Consider the following 20,564-nt stretch of genomic DNA (forward strand, 5'->3'; position numbering starts at 1 on the left):
GTCGGGCCTAGCGCTGCGCCGGCCTGCCGCGCCGGATGTCTTCCCACGCCACCAGCAGGAAGCCGCCGGCCAGCCCGACATGCTCGAAGAAGGCATTGGCCATCATGAACTGCTCGGCGGGCGGCGCGGCCCAGAAGCGGTTCGCCAGGAAGCTGGCCATCAGCGTGAAGCCGGCCAGCGCGAGCGCGCCCAGCCAGCGCAGCCAGCCGGTGAGGATCAGCAGCGAGGCGCCCAGCTCCAGCGCGATGGTGGCCGCCGCCAGCGGCGCCGCCGGCGCCAGGCCGAAGTGCTGCATCTCGGCGATGGCGCCGCCGAAGTCGGCGAGCTTGGCCAGCCCGCCCTGCAGGTAGGCCGCGCACAGCGCCAGCAGCGCGAGCCAGCGCACCCAGGCCGGCGCGAGGCGCGCCCGCGCGCCGGCCTGGGCGGGCCCGACGGCGGCAGTGGTCTTGCTCATGGTTGGCTCCGGTGTCCTGCGCGCGGCGTCCGGGCGCGCATCAGAACGCCCAGCACGAGCAGCCGAGCGAGCCCCAGAAGGTGCTCTCGTCCGCGGCCGGCACGTTCGACGCCCAGGCCCGCGCATGCGCGTGGCCGTGCACGCCGCAGGCGCTGGCGCAGGCGCACGCGGTGCGCAGCGCCGCCGCCTGCGGGCGCGGCTGGTAGCCGCCGTGGTGGCGCGCCGGCGACCAGTCCGGCATGGCCGGCGGCAGCGGCGGGGCGAGCTTGCCGAAGTCGCCGTCGCCGTAGACCGGCTTGCCGCCCAGCAGCGTGAGCACCGAAGTGATGTCCTGGATCTCGTCGCCGGGCACGCTGAAGTAGTCGGCCGACAGCACCACCAGGTCGGCCAGCTGGCCGGCCTTGATCTCGCCCTTCTTGCCTTCTTCGGAGGAGAACCAGGTGTTGGCCTCGGTCCACAGCCGCAGCGCGGTCTCGCGGTCCAGCAGGTTGGCCTGCGGGTACATCGACAGCCCGCCCACGGTCTTGCCGGTGGTCAGCCAGTACAGCGACACCCACGGGTTGTACGATGCCACTCGCGTGGCATCGGTGCCCGCGCCGACCTTGACGCCGCGCTCGAGCATGCGCTTGATCGGCGGCGTGGCCTCGGCCGCGCGCGCGCCGTAGCGCTCCACGAAGTATTCGCCCTGGTAGGCCATGCGGTGCTGCACGGCGATGCCGCCGCCGAGCGCGGCGATGCGGTCGATGTTGCGGTCGGTGATGGTCTCGGCGTGGTCGAAGAACCAGTGCAGGCCGTCGAACGGCACGTCCCTGGCCACCTTTTCGTAGACGTCGAGCGCGCGCGAGATGGTTTCGTCGTAGGTGGCATGCAGCCGCCACGGCCAGCGGTTCTCGGCCAGCAGGCGGATCACGGGCTCGAGGTCGCCTTCCATCGAGGGCGGCATGTCGGGCCGCTCGACGCGGAAGTCCTCGAAGTCGGCCGCGCTGTAGACCAGCATCTCGCCGGCGCCGTTGTGGCGGTACAGGTCGTCGCCCTGGCCGGGCTTGACCTTGCCGGCCCAGTTCTTGAAGTCGTTGAGTTCGTCCTTGGGCTTCTGCGTGAAGAGGTTGTAGGCCAGGCGCACGGTCAGGTCGCCTTCCTTGTGCAGCTCCTCGATGATGCCGTAGTCCTCGGGGTAGTTCTGGTAGCCGCCGCCGGCGTCGATCACGCCGGTCACGCCGAGCCGGTTGACCTCGCGCATGAAATGCCGCGTGGAGTTCTTCTGGTACTCGGGCGGCAGCTTCGGGCCCTTGGCCAGCGTGGCGTAGAGGATGGTGGCGTTGGGCTTGGCCAGCAGCAGGCCGGTCGGGTTGCCGGCGCTGTCGTGCACGATCTCGCCGCCCGGCGGGTTGGGCGTGTCCTTGGTGTAGCCGACCGTGCGCAGCGCGGCGGCGTTGAGGATGGCGCGGTCGTACAGGTGCAGGATGAACACCGGCGTGTCGGGCGCCGCGGCGTTCAGTTCCTCGATGGTGGGCAGGCGCTTTTCGGCGAACTGGTGCTCGGTGAAGCCGCCCACCACGCGCACCCATTGCGGCGCGGGCGTGCGCGCGACCTGCTCCTTGAGCATGCGCATGGCGTCGGCCAGCGAGCGCACGCCGTCCCAGCGCAGCTCCATGTTGTAGTTCAGGCCGCCGCGGATGATGTGCATGTGGCTGTCGATCAGCCCGGGGATGGCGCGGCGGCCTTGCAGGTCGATCACCTTGGTGGCGGGGCCGGCAAGCTGCATGATCTCGTGCCTGCCGCCGACCGCGGCGAACTTGCCGTCGCGGATGGCGACGGCCTCGGCCTGCGGGTTGGCGCGGTCGAGCGTGGCGAACTTGCCGTTGACGAGGATCAGTTCGGGAGTGGCCGGTGCGTTCATGGGAGGCTCCTGCGAATAGGGGGCGTCAGCCGGGGGCGATGGCTGCGGACCGGCGGCGAATCCGCGGCCGCCCCGGCGGGCGGAAAGGACAGGGCGCCGGGACGCGGCCCGGCGCCTGCCCGCGCTGCGTGTTACCTGGCCGGCACCGGCGCCAGCACTTCGTGCGCGCCGGCCGCGCGCTGCGCCGCCTTGTGCACCATCGTGTAGGCGTAGTCGACACCCATGCCGTAGGCGCCGGAGTGCTCCTTCACCAGGGCCATCACGGCATCGTACGTATCGCGGTGCGCCCAGTCGCGCTGCCATTCGAGCAGCACCTGCTGCCACGTCATCGGCACCACGCCGGCCTGGACCATGCGCTGCATGGCGTAGTCGTGGGCCTCCTTGGAGGTGCCGCCCGAGGCGTCGGCCACCATGTAGATCTCATAGTCGCCTTCGGCCATCGCGCACAGCGCGAAGGTGTTGTTGCAGACCTCGGTCCACAGGCCGGCAACCACCACCTTCTTGCGGCCGGCGGCCTTGAGCGAGTCGCGCACCTTCTGGTCGTCCCAGGAGTTCATCGAGGTGCGTTCGAGCAGCTTGTGGCCGGGGAAGACGTCGAGGATCTCCGGGTAGGTGTAGCCGGAGAACGAGGCGGACTCGACGGTGGTGATGGTGGTGGGGATGTTGAAGATCCTGGCGGCCTTGGCCAGGCCCACCACGTTGTTCTTCAGGGCCTGGCGGTCCATGGACTGCACCCCGAAGGCCATCTGCGGCTGATGGTCGATGATGATCAGCTGGCTGTTCTGGGGGGTCAGGACTTCGAGCTTCGGATTGGTCATGGCGATTTCCGGTTGCGCACCATTGCTGGGGCGGGTTCGCAAGAGACAAGGACGACGTCGGGAAGCCGGCATCGGCGATCGACATCGGCTTGCAGCATTGGCGTGCCATGCATGGCGTGAGGCACGTCATTCTCCACGGGGCGGTGGCGAATCTGGTATCAACGAATCTAGTGCAAGCGCTTGCGCTTTACAAAAAAGGAATCAGGAAGCGGTGATGAAAATATTCGACTGCCCCCAGCGGCCCGCGTGGCGGGACCGTGGCAATGCCGCATGCACATATGCCGGCGGCGGGGCGATATATGGGTACGGAGATTATGGGATCGCCTGCGCCGTGTCTTGTACGAAAGGCAGCAAAGTTAGCGAAAAGTGTGGTCGCGTGGTGCGGCGCAGCGGAGGGCGCGGGAAACCGGGCCAGGCCGGACAAGGCCAGACAAGGCCGGCTGCGCGCCGGGGGTGCGGGCGCGGCGATGGCCGGCGCGGGCTTGGGCGCGGGCGCGGGTGCGGGTTTCTGCGCCGGTTCGGGCCCGCGCGCCGGCATGGCCCGCGCGCGGCCGGGTCACATCGTGGCCGCGATTATTCCGGTGATTATTTCGGGATTATGTCGGCGCCGGTGCCGGGGGAACTTGCTGACGGCGTGGCGTTTATAGGTCGTTGCGATTCCGCCATTTTGCCGGCGGAATGCCGACCACCGCGCTGAAAATGCGCGTGAAATGGCTCTGGTCGGAAAAGCCGTGCAGCGCGGCGATTTCGGATATCGGCATGCCCTGGCGCAGCGATGCCTTGGATTGCTCGATGCGGTGCTCCAGCAGCCAGCGGTAGGGCGTGACCCCGGTATTCTGCTTGAAGGCCTTGATGAAATAGCTGCGCGACAGGTTGCAGTGCGCAGCCACCATCTCGATCGAGACGTCCTCGCCCGCGTGCGCGACCAGGTATTCCTTCGCCAGCGCTTCCTGCCGGCGCGACAGCATGGCCGTCTTCAGCATGTGCACCGAGGCGCTGCCGTAGTGCGCGACGAGGTGCGCCATCATGGTCGTGGCCAACTGGTCGAGGAACAGCCGCGAGGCCTGTTCCGGCGCCTCCAGCGAGGGCAGCAGCGCGCGCGCGAGCGAGAGCATCACGCCGTCGGCCTCGCCCTCGGGGTTGCGCAGGGAAATCGGCGCGCGCGCGCCGTGCTCGCGCGCGAAGGCCTGCAGTTCGTCGCAACTGACCTGCAGCCGCACGTTGTCGAACGACGCGCGATGATGGCAGCGCCAGCTCTGCTGCAGGCTGGTGATGGCCAGCGCGCCCTCGCCGTGGCCGCCGGCGAACACCTGCCGGCCGTCGCGCCACAGCGTATGGGCGGCGAACGGACGCAGCTGGACGATGGCGGAAAACGCATCCTGCGAGGGAATGGCGGGCGCCGGCGGCAGCCCGCCGGGCGCGTCGCAGCGCATGCGCGCGATGGTGGCGTGGGTGGTGTCGAGCCGCTCGACGATCAGGGCCGGGGCCGCGGGGGAAGGCGTCCGTGCCGCGCTTTGCGTCATGGGTGTGCAGTGTCCTTGGCGAAGCGTTGCGGGCGGGCGGAAGGCCGCCCGGAAGATGCCAGTGTGCTATCGCCGCGCGCACGGCGCAATGGGCAGCGCGCCGCGCCGGGGCAAAAGACCGAAAAAGCGGCAGGGCGTCCCCTTTGGCCTCTTTGGCCCCTCTTGGCGCTTTTGCGCGGCGCCGGGCCGGGCACATGCGGCCGCCGGCGCGCGCGGGCCCGGCGCCAGCGTCATGCGTCCCAGTCGGGCGCGAACGGCGGCGTGACGTAGCGCAGGTTCTTCGGCAGCGCCGCGATGGCGCGCCGGTCTTCGTCGTCGAGCCGCAGCCTGAGCGCGTCGAGGTTCGCCTGCTGGCTTTCCCGGCGCTGCGCCTTGGGAATCGCCGCCACGCCGTCCTGCTCCAGCAGCCACGCCAGCGCCACCTGCGCGGCGCTCGCGCCATGCCGCGCGCCGATGCCCTGCAGCACCGGGTCGGCGGCGGCGCGGCCCTGCGCGAGCGGCGCGTAGGCAACCAGCGGGATGCCCTTGCCGCGCAGGTAGGCGAGCATGCGCGACTGGTCGAGGAACGGGTGGTACTCCACCTGGTGGCAGGCGATCGGCGCGCCGATGTCCTCGATCGCGCTGCGCAGCATGGCCAGGTTGAAGTTGCACACGCCGATGGCGCGCACCGTGCCGGCTTCGAGGAAGCGCTGCATGGTGGCGAGCACGGCGCCGAGGTCCATGTCGTGCGACGGCCAGTGCACCATGTACAGGTCGACGTAGTCGACGCCGAGCTTGCCGAGGCTGGCGTCGAGCGCGTGCCGGATGGCATCGGGCCGCAGGTTCTCGTGCCACACCTTGGTGGTCAGGTGCAGGTCCTGCCGCGCCACGCCGGACGCGGCGATGGCGGCGCCGACGGCCGCTTCGTTCTGGTACATCTCGGCCGTGTCGACATGGCGGTAGCCGAGCGCCAGCGCGCTCTCCACGACCGGCTGGCAGTCGCCGCCGGGCATGCGGAACGTGCCGAAACCGAGGCGCGGGATGCGGATGCCCTGTGTCTGCAAGCCTTCCATTTCAATGAACCCCAACTTGGTTGAAGCCTGCGCGCGAGCCCGCCGCAGTGCCGGCATGCAATGTCGCACGGCCGGGTTGCCGGATAAAGCGCGCGCCGCGCATTTCATTCATGATCGCGGGTCCGCATGGCGGGACCGGGGCGCTACTCGTCGAGCGAGGACCCGCGCAGGTCGCTTTTCTGCAGCAGTTGCAGCAGCGTCTCGGCCGGGCGGCTCAGGCGGCCCGCGCGCAGCGAGATGAATTCCACCTCGGGCAGCGCCGGCAGCGCGTCGCTGTTGACCAGCGGCGCGAGGCCGCGCCCGGACAGGTATTGCGCGCGCACCGTGATGCCCAGCCCGCCGCGCGCCGCGGCGATGCAGCCCGAGTGGCTGCTGCTGGTGCAGACGATCTGCCAGCGCGTGCCGGCCTTGGCCAGCGTGTCGAGCACGATGGCGCGCGTGACGCTGGGCTCCGTCACCAGGATCAGCGGCAGCGGCTGGCGCAGGTCGGCCACCGTGCCGGGCCGCGCCAGCCACTCCAGCTTGCCGCGGAACAGCGGCGCGCCGCGGCGGTCGCCTTCGCGGCGCTTGCCGATCATCAGGTCCAGCGCGCCGGCGTCCATCAGCTCGTAGAGCTTGCCGGTCATGCCGATGGTGATCTCCAGCTCCACGTCCGGGTGCGAGTTGCGGAACGCCGCCAGCACATTGGGCATGGTGCCGAGCACGAGATCCTCGGAGGTGCCCAGCCGCACGCGGCCCTGCAGGCGCGGCGCGTTGAACTGCGACTCGGCGCGCGCGATGGCCTCCAGGATCAGGCGGGCGTGCGCCAGCAGCGCCTCGCCGTCGGCGGTCATGGCCAGGGTGTGGGTGTCGCGCACGAACAGGCGGCGCCCCACGTGCTGTTCGAGGCGCCGGATGTGGTCGCTGACGCTGGATTGCGACAGGCCGAGCTGGCGCCCGGCGTCGGTAAAGCTGTGCGCGGCCGCGACGGTGGCGAAGGTCTTGACCCAGACAGGATTGAGCATGCGGCATTGTCATCGGATTGACCGATGACAGTCAATATGTCCAGCGGGGTTCCCGATTGGGCCGCCAGTCATTAACATCGACACATTCGTGGCGTTTTCCTGCGCGCGCCTTTTCCGCGTGCCGCCGGGCGCTGTCCTGCCCGGATGCCACGCCGGCCCCCGCCGGTTCTTCAAGAGATGTACCAGAATGCACAGTCAATCCTCGCAGAAATCGCACACGGCCATGCTGTGGATCGTCGCCGCCGGCTTTTTCATGCAGACGCTCGACACCACCATCGTCAACACGGCCTTGCCCGCGATGGCGCACAGCCTCGGCGAGACGCCGCTCGACATGAAGCCGGTGGTGGTGGCCTACACGCTCACGATGGCCATGCTCACGCCGGCCTCCGGCTGGCTCGCCGACCGCTTCGGCACGCGCCGCGTGTACTTCACGGCCATCCTGATCTTCGTGCTCGGCTCGCTGTTCTGCGCCACCGCGCAGAGCCTGGACCAGCTCGTGGTGGCGCGCGTGGTGCAGGGCATCGGCGGCTCCATGCTGCTGCCGATCGGGCGCCTGGCGGTGCTGCGCAGCGTCACCGGCGAGCAGTACATCGCGGCACTCGCCTTCGTCTCGGTGGCGGGGCAGGTGGGGCCGATCTTCGGCCCGGTGCTGGGCGGCTGGATCGTGCAGACGGTGGCCTGGCACTGGATCTTCCTGATCAACGTGCCGGTCGGCGCGATCGGCCTGCTGGCCGTGCTGCGCTACCTGCCCGACAACGCGCTGGCGCGCCCGCCCGCGTTCGACTTCATCGGCTGCGGGCTGCTGTCGCTGTGCATGGTGGCCTTCTCGCTGGCGCTGGACACCCCGCGCGAGGCCAGCCACGCGGCCTGGAGCGGCAGCCTGTTCGCGCTCAGCCTGCTGTCGGCGCTGCTCTACATCCCCTACGCGCGGCGCCGGGCCAATCCGCTGTTCCGGCTGTCGCTGTTCCGCGAGCCCAATTTCAGCGTCGGGCTGGCCGGCAACCTCGTGTGCCGCATCGGCTCGGGCGCGGTGCCGTTCCTGATGCCGCTGCTGCTGCAACTGCAACTCGGCTACACGCCGCTGCATTCGGGGCTGATGCTGCTGCCGGCCGCGCTGGCCGGCGTGGTGGCCAAGCGCGGCATCGTGCCGCTGGTCAAGCGCTTCGGCTACGACAACTTCCTGCTGGTCAACACCGTCCTGGTCGGCGGCTCGATCGCCTCGTTCGCGGCGATCTCGCCGGGCTGGCCGCTGGCGCTGTCGATCGCGCAACTGGCCCTGTTCGGCGCCACCAACTCCATGCAGTTCGCCGCCATGAACAGCGTCACGCTCAAGGGGCTGAGCGTGGAAGACGCGGGCAGCGGCAACAGCCTGTTCTCGATGGTGCAGATGCTGGCCATCGGGCTGGGCGTGACCATCGGCGGCGGTCTGGTGAGCCTGTTCACGGGGCAGTTGGGGGAGGGGGGGACTGCGTACCGGCTGGCCTTTTTCAGCGTGGGGACGATTACGCTGCTGTCGGCGCTGGTGTTTCGGCGGCTCGATGTGGCGCAGTTCGATAAGGGGCGGCCGGCGGTGGGGGTGGCGGGGAGATGATTGGTTAGGTGGGGTCTGGTCTTTGTCTTCTTCGGGCCTTTGTGGGTCTTGGTGGCTTGGGCTTTGGTTGGTTGTCTGGGGGTGTCAAGTCTGCTGGCCGCTGCGGGCCTGGCGGCTTGGGTTTGGTAGCCCGTTCGCACACATGTAAGTGTCACTTTTCTTTTCTCGAAAAGAAAAGTAACCAAAAGAAAGCGACCCTTGCAGGGGGCTGGACGCTCAGCCTTCAAGGTGTTGCCAGTTTCGTGGTGCGGTTCGTGGCTTCGATATGGCTGCTGACGCTACCGGCTTGCTCGCCTGCGGCGTTGCGGGTGGCGTGCGATTCGTGGTGGCACTGCATGATGGCGATGGCCCAGGTGGTTCTGGCTGCTGCCGCGACCGGGGCGGATGGGTGCGTCATAGAAACGGCGCTGGTTTCGTGGTGGGCGCGGTGGCCCCGGCTTGGGATGCACCCGGCACGGCTTGAGATGCGCCTGGCACGAGAACGCTCAACGCTGACCGAAACCCAACACACCCGCGCCGGGTCCACCGCGCCCACCACGAAAACACGAGAGCGCTATGTCGTGACCGCTTGAGTCGGTAACGGCAGAAGCCCGAACGGAGCGGGCCTCGGCCATCATGGAGCCGGAATGTGAAACGACCGCATCCGGGATGGCGCCGCGGCCTGTGCCGGTAGCGTCAGCAGTCGTATCGAAGCCAACGCGCCCACCACGAAACCACCATCAGACCTGAAGTCTGAGCGCCCAGCCTTCTGCAAGAATCGCTTTCTTTTGGTTACTTTTCTTTTCGAGAAAAGAAAAGTGACACTTACATGTGTGCGAACGGGCTACCAAGCCCAAGCCGCCAGGCCCACGGCGGCCAGCAGACTTGATGCCTCCAAACAGCCAATGAGGCCCAAGCCGCCAGCACACTTGAATCACTCCGTAACCCCATTCTCCCGCAACAACCTCGCACACTCATCCAACATATCGTGCGCGACCGCAGACTGATAATTGGGGTCAAGCGCTTCCATCATGTCGTGAGACACATACAACCCCGCCTCGCGCGACAGCGTGCCCGCCAGTTGCCGCGCGAAGTCGTCGCTGAGCTGCGACAGCAGCCGGCGCTCGGCCAACGCGAGCTGCAGTTTCGAGCGTGACAGCCAGAGCCCGGCCAGGGTCGCGCCCTGGCCATCGGTCATCCACTGGCCGTGTTCGTAATAGGCCGACAGGCGCTCCGCGGTCAGCGCGAACAGCAGCGCCTTGCGCGTATCGAAGTCGATGCGAGGCTGGGGGGTGGCGGGGGCGTCGGTGCCGGGTGGCGTGGTTTTCATCGGGTGGGCAAGAAAGGCAATGGCCGCGAGACTACCACGACGCGGCCGGCGCGGCTGCGGGTCAGGCCGCGGCCGCGGCGAAGCGCGCGTTCAGCCAGGCGCCGATCGCCGCGATCTCTTCCATGCAGACCGTATGCGGCATGGGATAGGCATGCCATTCGACCGGGCAGCCGTGCTGCCGCACGGTGTCGCGCGCGAGCATGCCGAGCGGCACCGGCACCACGTCGTCCTCGACGCCGTGCGCGGCGAACACGGGCGTGGCGCGGTTGGCTTCGCTGAACTCCGCGGCCAGCAGCGCCGGCGACGGGATGTAGGTGGACAGCGCGACGATGCCGCCGAGCGCCTCGGGATGCGTGAGGCCCGCGGTATAGGCGATGGCGCCGCCCTGCGAGAAGCCCGCCAGCACCACGCGATGGCTGGGCACGCCGCGCTGGTTCTCGCGCGCGATCAGCGCGCGGACGGCCTCGCGCGAGGTGCGGATGCCGGCCTCGTCGCAGTGGCTGCGCGCGTCGTCGAGCGAGGCGATGTCGTACCATGCGGGCATGACGTAGCCGCCGTTGCAGGTCACGGGGATGGCCGGCGCGTGCGGAAAGACGAAGCGCACCGCGGGGGCGGGGCCGAGTCCGAGGTCGGGCACCACCGGCGCGAAATCGCTGCCGTCGGCACCCAGCCCGTGCAGCCAGATCACGGACCACGTGGGCGACGGCGCGCTTTCGATTTCAATGGATGGCAGCAGCTCGCTCATGTCGGGATTCCGGTTGGCGCCGCGCGGCGGCGATGGCGCGGCCCCGCCGCGCAAGGCGGCCAGTATCGCATGGCGGCGGCACGCGCCGGCGCGCCGCGCGCGCCATGACGGCACCGCGCACGACAATGCGCGACAACGCACGACGGCGGCGCGCCAGGCGTGGCGCGCGCTGGCGCGGACGCGGCACCGCGCATGCCGGCACCGGGGCGCCGGCATGCCGCGCGTCAGGCTGCCGAAGGAACCGCTGGTATGGTGACGAGGCCCGGCGCGCTGCGCGGGGCCAGCGAGGGCTCGGCGCTGCCGGGGGCGCGCCGCTTGTCCACCACGTTCTCGACGCCGGTGGCGGACACATCTTCGAGGAAGGCGACCAGGTCGCGGTAGTAGTCGACCTGCATCTGTGCTTCGAGCAGACGACGCTCGGCCTGGAACAACGTCAGGCGCATTTGCTGCAATTCTCTTGCTGCGATTTTCTCCGGGGTGGGCGGACTAAACATGTCTGCAAGCGAACGCATGGCATACCTCCCAAAAAACGGCCTCGAATTGAAGCGCCTGCCATTGCTTCCAATATAGTCAAGAAACACGCATTTCAGGTTTTGTCGCATGCCGTCCACAAGGTCGATTGCGGGCGCCATGCGGCAGGAGTAGATTTATTGGCCGGCTACCCGGGCCTATGTCCGGACGAATCGGGCGGGCTGCCGGCCTCCGCATTGGCCCCGCATCGACTTCATATCGGCCTCATATCGGCCCCGTATCGATCCCCGCATTGTGATCCCCGCATCGGCGCCTACATCGCCAGCGTGCCCGCCTCCGGCCGCGCCAGCCTGGCCAGGTAGGCATGGATCTGCGCCACCACGGCCGCGCCTTCGCCCACCGCCGCGGCCACGCGCTTGGTGGAGTTGGAGCGCACGTCGCCGATCGCGAACACGCCCGGCACGCTGGTCTCCAGCGCCGAGGCCGGCCCCGGCCCTTCATGCGGCGTGTCGGCGCCGGTCAGCACGAATCCCTTCTCGTCCACGCGCACGTTGCAGGTGCGCAGCCATGCGGTGTTGGGATCGGCGCCGATGAACAGGAACAGGTGGCGGATCGGCAGGTGCGTGACCTGGTCCGTGTCGCGCGAGCGGAAGCCGATGCCGGCCAGGCGCTCGTCGCCGGCCAGCGTGGTGATTTCCGCGCCCGTGTGCAGCTCGATGTTGGGCTGGGCCGCGATGCGCTCGATCAGGTAGCGCGACATGCTGGCCTCCAGGCCCGGCCCGCGCACCAGGATGTGCACGCGGCTGGCGTGCGCGGCCAGGAATACCGCGGCCTGCCCGGCGGAATTGCCGCCGCCGACCAGCATCACCTCCTCGCTATTGCACAGGCGCGCTTCCACCGGCGAGGCCCAGTAGTAGACGCCGCGGCCTTCGAAGCGCTCGAGCGCGGCGATGGACGGATGGCGGTAGGCCGCGCCGCTGGCGATCACCACCGTGCGCGCGGGGATCTGGCGGCCGTCGTCCAGTTCGATGCGCTGCGGGTGTTCTCCGCAATGCAGCGCCACCACCTGCAGCGGGATGGCGAGGTGCGCGCCGAACTTCTGCGCCTGCACGAACGCGCGTCCGGCCAGCGCCTGGCCCGAGATGCCGGTGGGAAAGCCGAGATAGTTCTCGATGCGCGAGCTGGCGCCGGCCTGCCCGCCGGGCGAGAGCGAATCGAACACCGCCACCGAGAGGCCTTCCGAGGCGGCGTACACCGCGGTGGCCAGGCCGGCGGGCCCGGCGCCGACCACCACCACGTCGTAGACATGGTCCGGGTCGAACTCCGGCACCAGCCCGAGGCAGGTGGCAAGCTGGCCCGGGTCGGGCGCGCGCAGCACGGCGCCGCCGGGGCAGATCACGAGCGGGAAATCGCCGGGCGAGGCGCCGCTGAATTCGAGCAGGGCGCCGGCATCGGGATCGGTGTCGGCGTCGACCACGGTGTGCGGATAGCCGTTGCGGCGCAGGAAGGCCTGCAGGTGCAGCAGCTTGGGCTCGCTGCTGCGGCCCAGCAGCGTGGGGCCCTTGCCGCGCTCGATCAGGCCCACGCGGCGCAGGATCAGCGCGCGCATGATGCGCTCGCCCAGCTCGGCCTCGGCCACCAGCAGCGCGCGCAGCCGCTCGGGCGGGATCGCGATGGCCTCGACGTCCTCGATCGCTTCGCCGTCGACGATGGCCGGCTTGCCCGACAACTGGCCCACTTCGGCCAGGAAGTAGCCGGGGCCATGCTCGCCGACCAGGCTGGCGCGGTCCAGCGCGTCGCGCTGCTGGATGCGCACGCGGCCCTTGAGCAGCACCGTCATGCCATGCGCGGACTCGCCGATGCGGAACAGGAATTCGCCGGCGCACCACTGCCGCACCGTGCCGAACTGATGCAGCCGCGCGATCTCCGCGTCCGTGAGCCGGGGAAACATCTGGTGGCGGCGCGACTCCATCGGGGAAAACGCCGCCGCCGCCGGGTCCGGCTCGAGGGCCTGGCCGGGCGGCGGCATGACCTGCGGATGGTTCGTCCCGATGCTGCCGGTGGAATGCTCTGCGCTCATGACGGTATGGCCTCCCGGGAGCGCCGCGGCATGCGCGGCGCGGATGGATGCGGGTGCTGCAGGTGCGTGGGGCAGTTTGCACGCGATGCCGCACTGCGGCAATCCCCCTTGGCGCCGATGTCTGCCCGCGCGCACCCGGCGCAGGCGGCGGAGGCCGGCGTGTCCGCCCCGGCGCTGCCCCGATGTCGCCCGACATGCCAAGCCTAGTACAAGCGGGCGAGGGCGGCGATGCCAGTTGCGCCGGCGCCGGCCCGGCGGCGAGCGGGAGGCGGGCGGGCCGGCGCCGGCACTCCGGCCCGGGGCATGCCGGGCGCGGCGCACAAAGCGTTGCCGGGCGCACCTGAAAAGGATTTCTAAAACAACCTGGTGAAAACCCTTGACTATCTACCTACAGATAGATAAGATTCGTCTCATGGATGCGGCGCCACGGTAACGGCAGTGCAGCAAGGCCCACCCGGCACCGGCGTCCAGTGCAGCAAACAGCAACAAAGACGGAAGTCATTTTTTTTGCCCTGCTTGTCTACCTATCAATAGATAAAGCGCGAATCGGGCAAGACGGACGGCTTCCCGGATAAATCCCGGTCCCCGCGGCCAGTGCAGACCCCCGGACCCATGCTTCGATTGGAGAACATCATGAACGCCAAGCTTCTTGCCAAGTCCCTGCTCACCGCCGCCACTCTTGCCGCGGCTTTCGCCACCGGCGCCGCGCAGGCCGGCACCGTCCCCGCCGACAAGTACGGCTACAACTACCGCGTGCGCGACGCCTATACCGACGGCGCGCGCAGCGGCAAGTTCGACCCGTTCACCGAAGGCGCCCGCACCGGCAAGTTCGACCCGTTCACGGAAGGCGCGCGCGCCAGCACCGTGGCCGGCCTCGACCGCAGCGGCGTGTCGGCCGAACCGGCCCGCAGCGCTGATCCGTACACCGACGGCGCCCGCATGGTGGCCGGCCTCGATCGCAGCGGCGTATCGGCCGAGCCCGCCCGCAGCGCCGACCCGTACACCGACGGCGCGCGCGGCAACGGCAAGCGCAACCCGTTCTACGACGGCGCCCGCAGCGGCAAGGCCGATCCCTACCTCGACGGCGCCAACGCCTGAGGCACCCGGCGGCAGGCAGGACAGCGCCTGACGCCGACCCCGATTCACCCCGTCGCGCCGCCCTGGCGGCGCGCGGATACCAGGAGCGCATCATGAGCCGTTGGCAGAGTTTCCGTCTGCTGGCAGGCTGGGCCCTGGTCTGTGTCGCCAGTGGCTCGATGGTCACTCTGGTAGCGCAGACTCTTCCCGCCTGACCTGCCTCGCCGCAGTCCCCCGACGGCGTGCCCTTTGCCGGCACGCCGTTTTTTTTGCGCCATTCTTTCGGCGCCGCGAATCCGTCGCGCGTTTTCCCGCCTCCTGGCCTGCGCGGGCCTGCCTCGTGATCCACGGGAGGCGCGTTCCATGTTCCACGCCGGGAACGTGCCCGGCGCGGAACGGCGCGCGCGCGTGACCGCCGTCCCCGGCCGCGGCCGGCCCGCCCCAGGGTAAATTTCCGCGGCGCGCTGCCGTTATCCCCCGTAGGCGACCGGCGCAAAGGCAGCGCCGGCGCGACCCTCCGCCTGCACGCGCAAGGGACTCGTCCCGCCAGGGGCGAGTGCGTGTCCGGGCGGCATAAACAGATAACGCCGACACCATTCATGCCGCCTATCCAAGGTCCGCCCGCCGAGACGGAACTCGTTCGCCTGCTCATCCAGGGCGTGACCGACTACGCGATCTACGCACTCGATCCGTCCGGCAGCGTCAGTAGCTGGAATGCCGGCGCGCAGCGCGCCAAGGGCTATGCGCGCGAGGAAATCCTGGGCAGCCATTTTTCCCGCTTCTACACGCCCGAGGACCGCGCCGCCGGCCTGCCCGGGCAGGCCCTGCAGCGGGCCCGCGAGCTGGGCCGCTGCGAGGTGGCCGGCGCCTGGCGCGTGCGCAAGGACGGCAGCCGCTTCTGGGCGCACGTGCTGCTCACCCCCATCCACGACCGCGCCGGCCGCCTGCTCGGCTACGCCAAGATCACGCGCGACATGACGCAGCAGAAGGCCGACGCCGAGCGCCTGGCCGAGGTCACGCGCAAGCTGGACCTGGCGCTGCAGAACATGTCGCAGGGCCTGTGCATGTTCGACGCGCACGGCACGCTGGTGCTGGCCAACCGGCGCATGGAGGCGATCTTCGGCACGGCCGCCGGCGGGCTGGCGCCCGGCGCCGGTTTCCTCGACGTGTGCCGCGCCATGACCGGCGCGCGCGCGAGCGAGGCCGCCGCGCCCGGCGCGCCGGCGGGCCGGCTGTCCACGCAGTCCACCGCGTCGGCCCAGTCCACCCCGTCCGCCCACGCCGTGCCGCCCGAGGCCCGCGCCGAGCCCTACGCGCAGGCGCTGGCCGAGCGGCACCTCGACATCCTGCGCCGGCAGCCGCGCTGGCGCAGCGTGGAAGCGCTGCCCGACGGGCGCGCCATCGCGCTGTCGCACAGCACGCTGGCCGACGGCGCCTGGGTCACCACCTGCGAGGACATCACCGAGCAGCGCCGCATCGAGGCCACCATCCACCATATGGCCCGCCACGACGGGCTGACCGGCCTGCCCAACCGCAGCTTCTTCATCGACCACCTCGACGAGGAGCTGCCGCGCGCGCGCAAGCAGGGCAGCCGGGTGGCCGTGCTCGGCATCGACCTGGACCGCTTCCGCGAAATCAACGACCTCTATGGACACGCCGCCGGCGACACCGTGCTGCGCGCGGTGTCCGGTCGCATCGCCGCGCAGCTCGACGCGGGCGAGTTCATCGCGCGCGTGGGCGGCGACGAGTTCATGGCCGTCAAGCGCTTCGCGCAGCAGCCCGAGCTGAGCGAGTTCATCGCGCGGCTGGTGACGTGCCTGAGCGAGCCGGTGCGCCTGGACGGCTTCGAGCTGACCGCCGGGGCCAGCATCGGCGTCGCGGTCTTTCCCGGCGACGGCATCCGCGCCGAACAGCTTGCCGCTAACGCCGGGCTGGCCATGCGCCGCGCCAAGGGCAGCCTGTCGGAGTCGATCTGCTTCTACGAAAGCCGCATGGACGAGGCCGAGCGCGAGCGCCGCACGCTCGCCGGCGAGCTGTGGATGGCCATCACCGCCGACCAGTTCGTGCTGGACTACCAGGTGCAGACCGCCATCGCCAGCGGCGCGGCGATCGGCTGCGAGGCCCTGCTGCGCTGGCGGCATCCCGCGCGCGGGTTGATCACGCCGGACAGCTTCATCCCGCTGGCCGAGACCTGCGGCGCCATCCTGCCGATCGGCGAGTGGGTGCTGCGCAGCGCCTGCCGCGCGGCCGTGCACTGGGACGCGCCGCGCAAGATCTCGGTCAACCTGTCGCCGGTGCAGATCATCCACGGCAACCTGGTCCGGCTGGTGACCGGCATCCTGGAAGAAACCGGGCTGGAAGCGGGCCGGCTCGAGCTGGAGATCACCGAGTCCACCATCATCGGCGACAAGGCGCGCGCGCTGGACATCCTGCGCCGCATCCAGGCGCTGGGCGTGACCATCGCCATCGACGACTTCGGCACCGGGTATTCGTCGCTGGACATCCTGCGCTCGTTCCCGTTCGACAAGATCAAGCTCGACCGCACCTTCATCGCCGAGATCGCCGCCGACCGGCAGGCCCGGGCCATCATCCGCGCCATCCTCGCGCTCGGCCGCAGCCTGGCGATCCCGGTGCTGGCCGAGGGCGTGGAAACCGACGACCAGTTGCGCCTGCTGCGCGCCGAAGGCTGCGACCAGGCGCAGGGCGTACTGCTCGGCCGGCCGCTGCCGTTCGAGGACTTTCGCCGCGCCCATGCGGTGCGCGCCGGGCAACGCTGACGCGCGAACAGCATGGGAGTGATGCGGGAGTGATGCGGGAGTGATGCGCGAGGCGCGCCGCGCCGCCGTGCCTGCCGCGCCCGCCGGCGCGCCGGAACTCGCCCGCCGGGCCGCACTCTGATGCCTTATCGGCGGCCGCCCGGGCCGCCGCGCGGACAAGCAGCGGGAGCGGGAATGCCAGCACGGATCACTAGCGCGCCGGAACGCGGCGGCGCAGGCCAGCCATGAAGAACCGTCCCGGCACCGCCGCCGCGGCCGGGCTGCCGCACGCGGGCCGCGTGCGCGAGGTGGCCGACCGCACCGGCGGCCACCATGTCGTCCCGCACCGCCTGCAGGGCTGTCCCCACGCCGATCCGCTCACCCCCGCCGACCGCTACCAGGAATTGTTCGTCGCCGTGCAGACGGCGCGCGTGTTCGACGACAGCAAGACCTTCACCGACGCCATGCCGCGCCAGGACCCGGCCGCGATCCTGGCGGCCTACCGCGCCCGCGCGGGCGCCGCCGGCTTCGACCTCGCGGCGTTCGTGCGGGAGCACTTCACGCTGCCGCAGGTGCCGCGCAGCAGCTATGTCTCCGACCGGGCGCAGACGCTCGGCGACCATATCGACGGCCTCTGGGAAGTGCTCACGCGCCACCCGTCCGCGCACCCGCCGCAAGGCTCGCTGCTGCCGCTGCCCCATGCCTACGTGGTGCCGGGCGGGCGCTTCGCCGAGCTGTACTACTGGGATTCCTACTTCACCATGCTGGGCCTCGCCGCCAGCGGCCGGCACGGCCTGCTGCACGGCATGGCGGCCAATTTCTCGTACCTGCTCGACACCTACGGCGTGATCCCCAACGGCACGCGCACCTACTACCTGAGCCGCTCGCAGCCGCCCGTGTTCGCGCTGATGGTGGAACTGTTCGAGGACCACGGCGTGCAGCCCGAACTGGCCTACCTGCCGCAGCTGCGCAAGGAACATGCGTTCTGGATGCGCGGCGCCGAGCGCCTGGCGCCGGGCCAGGCATGCCGGCGCGTGGTCCGGCTCGCCGACGGCAGCCTGCTCAACCGCTACTGGGACGAGCGCGACACGCCGCGCGAGGAAGCCTACATCGAGGACGTGGCCACCGCCGCGTCGTCGTCGCGCCCCGCGCCCGAGGTCTACCGCGACCTGCGCGCGGCGGCCGAATCGGGCTGGGACTTCAGCTCGCGCTGGCAGGACCCCGGCGGCGGGCTGGAGACGGTGCGCACCACGGCCATCCTGCCGGTCGACCTCAACTGCCTGCTGTACAAGCTGGAAACCAAGCTGGCGGAGCTGGCCGCCGCCGCCGGCGACCCCGACGCGCCGGATTTCCTGGCGCGCGCGCGGGCGCGGCGCGGCGCCATCGACCGCCTGATGTGGAACGAGGCCGCAGGCGCGTGGTTCGATTTCGACTGGCAGCGCCATTGCCCGCGCGCCGGCCTGACCGCGGCCACTGTGATGCCGCTCTACGTGGACGCGGCCAGCCCGGCGCAGGCGGCGCTGCTGGCGCGCACCGTGGCCGCGCGCCTGCTGCTGCCCGGCGGCATCGCCACCACCGAGCGCATCAGCGGCGAGCAGTGGGACCAGCCCAACGGCTGGGCGCCGCTGCAATGGCTGGCCATCGGCGGGTTTGCGCGCCACGGGCAGCATGCGCTGGCGCGCGAGATCGCGCACCGCTGGCTGCATACCGTGGCCAGCCTCTACCGCCGCGAGTGCAAGCTGGTGGAGAAGTACGCGCTGCGCCCGGCGCCGCACGGCGCGGTGGGCGGCGGGGGCGGCGAGTATCCGCTGCAGGACGGCTTCGGCTGGACCAACGGCGTGGTGCGCCGGCTGATGGCGCAGCATCCCGTCCACGCGGCGTGCACCTCGCGCGCGGGCGAGCACGGTTGACCGGCCGGCGCTAGGCCGCGCCGGTCTCGCCGAGCCAGTGCGCCACGGTGGCGGCCAGCCAGGCCGGGTCGTCGTGCGGCAGATCGTGGCCGGCCCACGGGTGCCAGCGGTGCCGCACGCCCCACGCCGCCGCCAGCCGCGCCGAGCAGGCCGGGTCCACCAGATGGTCGGCGGTCGACGACACCAGCAGCGTGGGGCAGGACGGCGGCGCCGCGCCGGCGCGGTAGCGCGCCGCCGCCCACAACTGCCGCAGCGCGTTGCCGCGGCTGACCGGGGCGCTGGCGCGGATCGCGCTCCAGGCGGCCACGTCGGTCTCTCGCGTGGCGACGGCATTGCAGGTGAGGCGATGGATGGTGCGCTCGCAATAGGGGCCGTCATGCCAGCGCAGCGCCATGCCGGCCAGCGCCGGCCAGTTGCGCGGGCGCAGCCGCTGCGCCACGCTGCCGAACGGCCGCATGCTGGTGTTGACCAGCACCAGCGCGCCGATCTCCCGCGGATAGCGCCGCGCCCATTCCGCCGCCACCATCGCGCCCAGCGACATCGCCAGCACGCGGTAGGGCGGCGCCAGCGCCTGCCGGCGCGCGCCGGCGCGCACGTGCTCGACCATCGCCGCCACATCTGGCGGCGCGCGCACCGCCGCCTGCGCGCCGTTGCCGGGCAGGTCCAGCAGCGTCATGCGCGCGATGCCGCAGCGCGCCTGCAGCGCGGCGGGCAGGGCGCCCCAGTGGCGCGCTTCGCGCGTGAGGCCGCGCAGCAGGATCCAGTCGCTCATCGGGGTGGCCTGCCTTGCCATTGCGCGGTGGCCAGCGCCAGCAGCTGCGCGCGCCGCTCGCCCTGCGGCAGCCAGCGCTCGGGCGCGTAGGCCACGCGCCCGAGGAAGTCGAGCAGGTTGGCGTGGCGGCGCAGCACGCGCTCGGTGCGGTGCGCCTTGACCGGGTTGAAGAAGCCGTGGCGCGAGAACAGTTGCCGCGGGTTTTTCTTGATCCACAGCCACGAGCCCAGCTCGAGCGTCATCGGCAGGAAGATGTTGGGCGCCGGGGTGTGGTCGTAGGCCCAGTCCCACAGGTCGCCGTGCAGCAGGTACTGGTGGCTCTGCGGCTCGAAGGCGTAGCCGTGGTGCGGGTGGGCCTGCTCGAACATGGTCTTGAGCGCGAACATCTCCGGCAGGTGCGCCATCGGCGCCGCGGTGCGCGCGTAGGGAAACCAGATGCTGTCGCCCCAGCCGTAGCCCGAGTGGCAGTCCAGCGCGAAGCTCAGCGGGCGCTGCTGCAACTGCTGCGCCACCACGCGCAGCATGGCCTGGCTTTCCTGCTCCATCGGCGCACCCAGCCTGCCGCGGTACCACGGCAGCCACGCGCCCAGCCGCTGGCCGCCGGCCAGCAGCGGCACGCGGCCATCGGCATCCTGCGGCGCGTTGCGCATCAGGTCCACGCCGTTGGGGTTGGCGCGCCGGTAGGCCCACATGCCGCCGGGATTGACGATGGGCATGAACAGCAGCCGCACCGACTGCAGCTGCCGCTCGAGCAGGTCGTCCCACTCCAGCCGCCACAGCAGCATGCGCATGTAGTCGAGCAGCAGGTGGGTGCCGATGCGCTCCAGGCCGTGGATGCCGGCAAAGAAGCCGATCGCCGGCGCGCGCGGGTCGTCCGAGCCGATGCCGGCGGTGTAGAGGGGGAAGCGCCGCCCGCCCGCGTCGACCTCGCCGACGCGGCAGACATCCAGGCGATGCGCGCCGGCTTCGAGGATGGCTTCCAGTTGCCGCATCTCGGCGAAACCGTCGGCGGCGGGCGGGGGCATGGGCGAGGGCAGATCCGGGTCCAGGCAAGCGGGCGTGCCTCCCATCATCCGCCGCGAATATGAAATCCCCGTGACGC

The 20,564-nt window shown here is 70.6% G+C and carries 17 protein-coding genes; 4 read left to right on the plus strand and 13 right to left on the minus strand.

Annotation, left to right across the window (positions count from 1 at the left end; all coding sequences use genetic code 11):
- Window positions 1-7: 7 nt before the first annotated feature.
- From AC3WXD_RS01955 to AC3WXD_RS01980, 6 genes are all read right to left on the minus strand, one after another.
- Window positions 8-454, minus strand: coding sequence for a DoxX family protein (locus tag AC3WXD_RS01955; RefSeq protein WP_492322916.1), 447 nt, complete (start codon window positions 452-454; stop codon window positions 8-10).
- Window positions 455-494: 40 nt separating this feature from the next.
- Window positions 495-2,354 (minus strand): amidohydrolase, encoded by a 1,860-nt coding sequence (locus AC3WXD_RS01960; protein ID WP_492322917.1) that lies wholly within the window; start codon window positions 2,352-2,354, stop codon window positions 495-497.
- Between the two features lie 131 nt (window positions 2,355-2,485).
- On the minus strand, window positions 2,486-3,172 hold the full coding sequence (locus AC3WXD_RS01965; RefSeq protein ID WP_059414197.1) for a hydrolase: 687 nt from the start codon (window positions 3,170-3,172) through the stop codon (window positions 2,486-2,488).
- A gap of 641 nt (window positions 3,173-3,813) precedes the next feature.
- Window positions 3,814-4,695 (minus strand): helix-turn-helix transcriptional regulator, encoded by an 882-nt coding sequence (locus AC3WXD_RS01970; protein ID WP_454733133.1) that lies wholly within the window; start codon window positions 4,693-4,695, stop codon window positions 3,814-3,816.
- Between the two features lie 230 nt (window positions 4,696-4,925).
- On the minus strand, window positions 4,926-5,747 hold the full coding sequence (locus tag AC3WXD_RS01975; RefSeq protein ID WP_492322918.1) for an aldo/keto reductase: 822 nt from the start codon (window positions 5,745-5,747) through the stop codon (window positions 4,926-4,928).
- Window positions 5,748-5,890: 143 nt separating this feature from the next.
- The gene (locus tag AC3WXD_RS01980) at window positions 5,891-6,751 is read right to left on the minus strand and encodes a LysR family transcriptional regulator (RefSeq protein ID WP_059414203.1); all 861 of its coding nucleotides are present in this window, start codon (window positions 6,749-6,751) and stop codon (window positions 5,891-5,893) included.
- A 187-nt stretch (window positions 6,752-6,938) separates the two neighbouring features.
- Here AC3WXD_RS01980 and mdtD point away from each other — a divergent pair, with 187 nt between their 5' ends.
- Entirely contained in the window at window positions 6,939-8,342 is a 1,404-nt protein-coding gene (gene mdtD, locus AC3WXD_RS01985; RefSeq protein ID WP_052165894.1) for a multidrug transporter subunit MdtD, read from the plus strand.
- Between the two features lie 223 nt (window positions 8,343-8,565).
- Here mdtD and AC3WXD_RS01990 read toward each other — a convergent pair whose 3' ends face one another.
- The 5 genes from AC3WXD_RS01990 to AC3WXD_RS02010 all read right to left on the minus strand — a co-directional run bounded on the left by AC3WXD_RS01990 (window position 8,566) and on the right by AC3WXD_RS02010 (window position 12,947).
- Window positions 8,566-8,739: a hypothetical protein gene (locus AC3WXD_RS01990; protein ID WP_155888108.1), complete on the minus strand. Its 174-nt coding sequence runs from the start codon at window positions 8,737-8,739 to the stop codon at window positions 8,566-8,568.
- Between the two features lie 516 nt (window positions 8,740-9,255).
- Window positions 9,256-9,651: a hypothetical protein gene (locus AC3WXD_RS01995; protein WP_020203560.1), complete on the minus strand. Its 396-nt coding sequence runs from the start codon at window positions 9,649-9,651 to the stop codon at window positions 9,256-9,258.
- Between the two features lie 61 nt (window positions 9,652-9,712).
- Window positions 9,713-10,396 (minus strand): alpha/beta hydrolase, encoded by a 684-nt coding sequence (locus tag AC3WXD_RS02000; protein ID WP_492322919.1) that lies wholly within the window; start codon window positions 10,394-10,396, stop codon window positions 9,713-9,715.
- Window positions 10,397-10,620: 224 nt separating this feature from the next.
- Window positions 10,621-10,908, minus strand: coding sequence for a hypothetical protein (locus AC3WXD_RS02005; protein ID WP_029043731.1), 288 nt, complete (start codon window positions 10,906-10,908; stop codon window positions 10,621-10,623).
- A 272-nt stretch (window positions 10,909-11,180) separates the two neighbouring features.
- Window positions 11,181-12,947, minus strand: a complete 1,767-nt coding sequence (locus tag AC3WXD_RS02010) for an FAD-dependent oxidoreductase (protein WP_492322920.1) — start codon at window positions 12,945-12,947, stop codon at window positions 11,181-11,183.
- A 633-nt stretch (window positions 12,948-13,580) separates the two neighbouring features.
- Here AC3WXD_RS02010 and AC3WXD_RS02015 point away from each other — a divergent pair.
- From AC3WXD_RS02015 to treF, 3 genes are all read left to right on the plus strand, one after another.
- Window positions 13,581-14,045: a hypothetical protein gene (locus tag AC3WXD_RS02015; protein ID WP_020423952.1), complete on the plus strand. Its 465-nt coding sequence runs from the start codon at window positions 13,581-13,583 to the stop codon at window positions 14,043-14,045.
- Between the two features lie 578 nt (window positions 14,046-14,623).
- Window positions 14,624-16,801, plus strand: a complete 2,178-nt coding sequence (locus AC3WXD_RS02020) for an EAL domain-containing protein (protein WP_492322921.1) — start codon at window positions 14,624-14,626, stop codon at window positions 16,799-16,801.
- A gap of 224 nt (window positions 16,802-17,025) precedes the next feature.
- On the plus strand, window positions 17,026-18,690 hold the full coding sequence (treF, locus tag AC3WXD_RS02025) for an alpha,alpha-trehalase TreF (RefSeq protein ID WP_492322922.1): 1,665 nt from the start codon (window positions 17,026-17,028) through the stop codon (window positions 18,688-18,690).
- 10 nt (window positions 18,691-18,700) lie between these two features.
- On the opposite strand, the gene AC3WXD_RS02030 is transcribed toward treF, so the two are convergent.
- On the minus strand, window positions 18,701-19,462 hold the full coding sequence (locus tag AC3WXD_RS02030; RefSeq protein WP_059411829.1) for an alpha/beta fold hydrolase: 762 nt from the start codon (window positions 19,460-19,462) through the stop codon (window positions 18,701-18,703).
- Window positions 19,459-20,487 carry a M14 family zinc carboxypeptidase gene (locus AC3WXD_RS02035; RefSeq protein ID WP_059411828.1) on the minus strand — a complete coding sequence of 343 codons (1,029 nt, stop codon included), beginning with the start codon at window positions 20,485-20,487 and terminating at the stop codon, window positions 19,459-19,461. The genes AC3WXD_RS02030 and AC3WXD_RS02035 overlap by 4 nt, the downstream gene beginning before the upstream one ends.
- Window positions 20,488-20,564 lie beyond the last annotated feature (77 nt).

Source organism: Cupriavidus sp. FW216-B1 (assembly GCF_058789195.1).

Coding starts and splice junctions, on each gene's coding strand:
- AC3WXD_RS01980 (WP_059414203.1), bottom strand. CDS start 6,751: ATGCTCAATCCTGTCTGGGTCAAGACCTTCGCCACCGTCGCGGCCGCG.
- treF (WP_492322922.1), top strand. CDS start 17,026: ATGAAGAACCGTCCCGGCACCGCCGCCGCGGCCGGGCTGCCGCACGCG.
- mdtD (WP_052165894.1), top strand. CDS start 6,939: ATGCACAGTCAATCCTCGCAGAAATCGCACACGGCCATGCTGTGGATC.
- AC3WXD_RS01995 (WP_020203560.1), bottom strand. CDS start 9,651: ATGAAAACCACGCCACCCGGCACCGACGCCCCCGCCACCCCCCAGCCT.
- AC3WXD_RS01975 (WP_492322918.1), bottom strand. CDS start 5,747: ATGGAAGGCTTGCAGACACAGGGCATCCGCATCCCGCGCCTCGGTTTC.
- AC3WXD_RS02010 (WP_492322920.1), bottom strand. CDS start 12,947: ATGAGCGCAGAGCATTCCACCGGCAGCATCGGGACGAACCATCCGCAG.
- AC3WXD_RS01965 (WP_059414197.1), bottom strand. CDS start 3,172: ATGACCAATCCGAAGCTCGAAGTCCTGACCCCCCAGAACAGCCAGCTG.
- AC3WXD_RS02030 (WP_059411829.1), bottom strand. CDS start 19,462: ATGAGCGACTGGATCCTGCTGCGCGGCCTCACGCGCGAAGCGCGCCAC.
- AC3WXD_RS02020 (WP_492322921.1), top strand. CDS start 14,624: ATGCCGCCTATCCAAGGTCCGCCCGCCGAGACGGAACTCGTTCGCCTG.
- AC3WXD_RS01955 (WP_492322916.1), bottom strand. CDS start 454: ATGAGCAAGACCACTGCCGCCGTCGGGCCCGCCCAGGCCGGCGCGCGG.
- AC3WXD_RS02000 (WP_492322919.1), bottom strand. CDS start 10,396: ATGAGCGAGCTGCTGCCATCCATTGAAATCGAAAGCGCGCCGTCGCCC.
- AC3WXD_RS02005 (WP_029043731.1), bottom strand. CDS start 10,908: ATGCGTTCGCTTGCAGACATGTTTAGTCCGCCCACCCCGGAGAAAATC.
- AC3WXD_RS01960 (WP_492322917.1), bottom strand. CDS start 2,354: ATGAACGCACCGGCCACTCCCGAACTGATCCTCGTCAACGGCAAGTTC.
- AC3WXD_RS01970 (WP_454733133.1), bottom strand. CDS start 4,695: ATGACGCAAAGCGCGGCACGGACGCCTTCCCCCGCGGCCCCGGCCCTG.
- AC3WXD_RS02035 (WP_059411828.1), bottom strand. CDS start 20,487: ATGCCCCCGCCCGCCGCCGACGGTTTCGCCGAGATGCGGCAACTGGAA.
- AC3WXD_RS02015 (WP_020423952.1), top strand. CDS start 13,581: ATGAACGCCAAGCTTCTTGCCAAGTCCCTGCTCACCGCCGCCACTCTT.
- AC3WXD_RS01990 (WP_155888108.1), bottom strand. CDS start 8,739: ATGACGCACCCATCCGCCCCGGTCGCGGCAGCAGCCAGAACCACCTGG.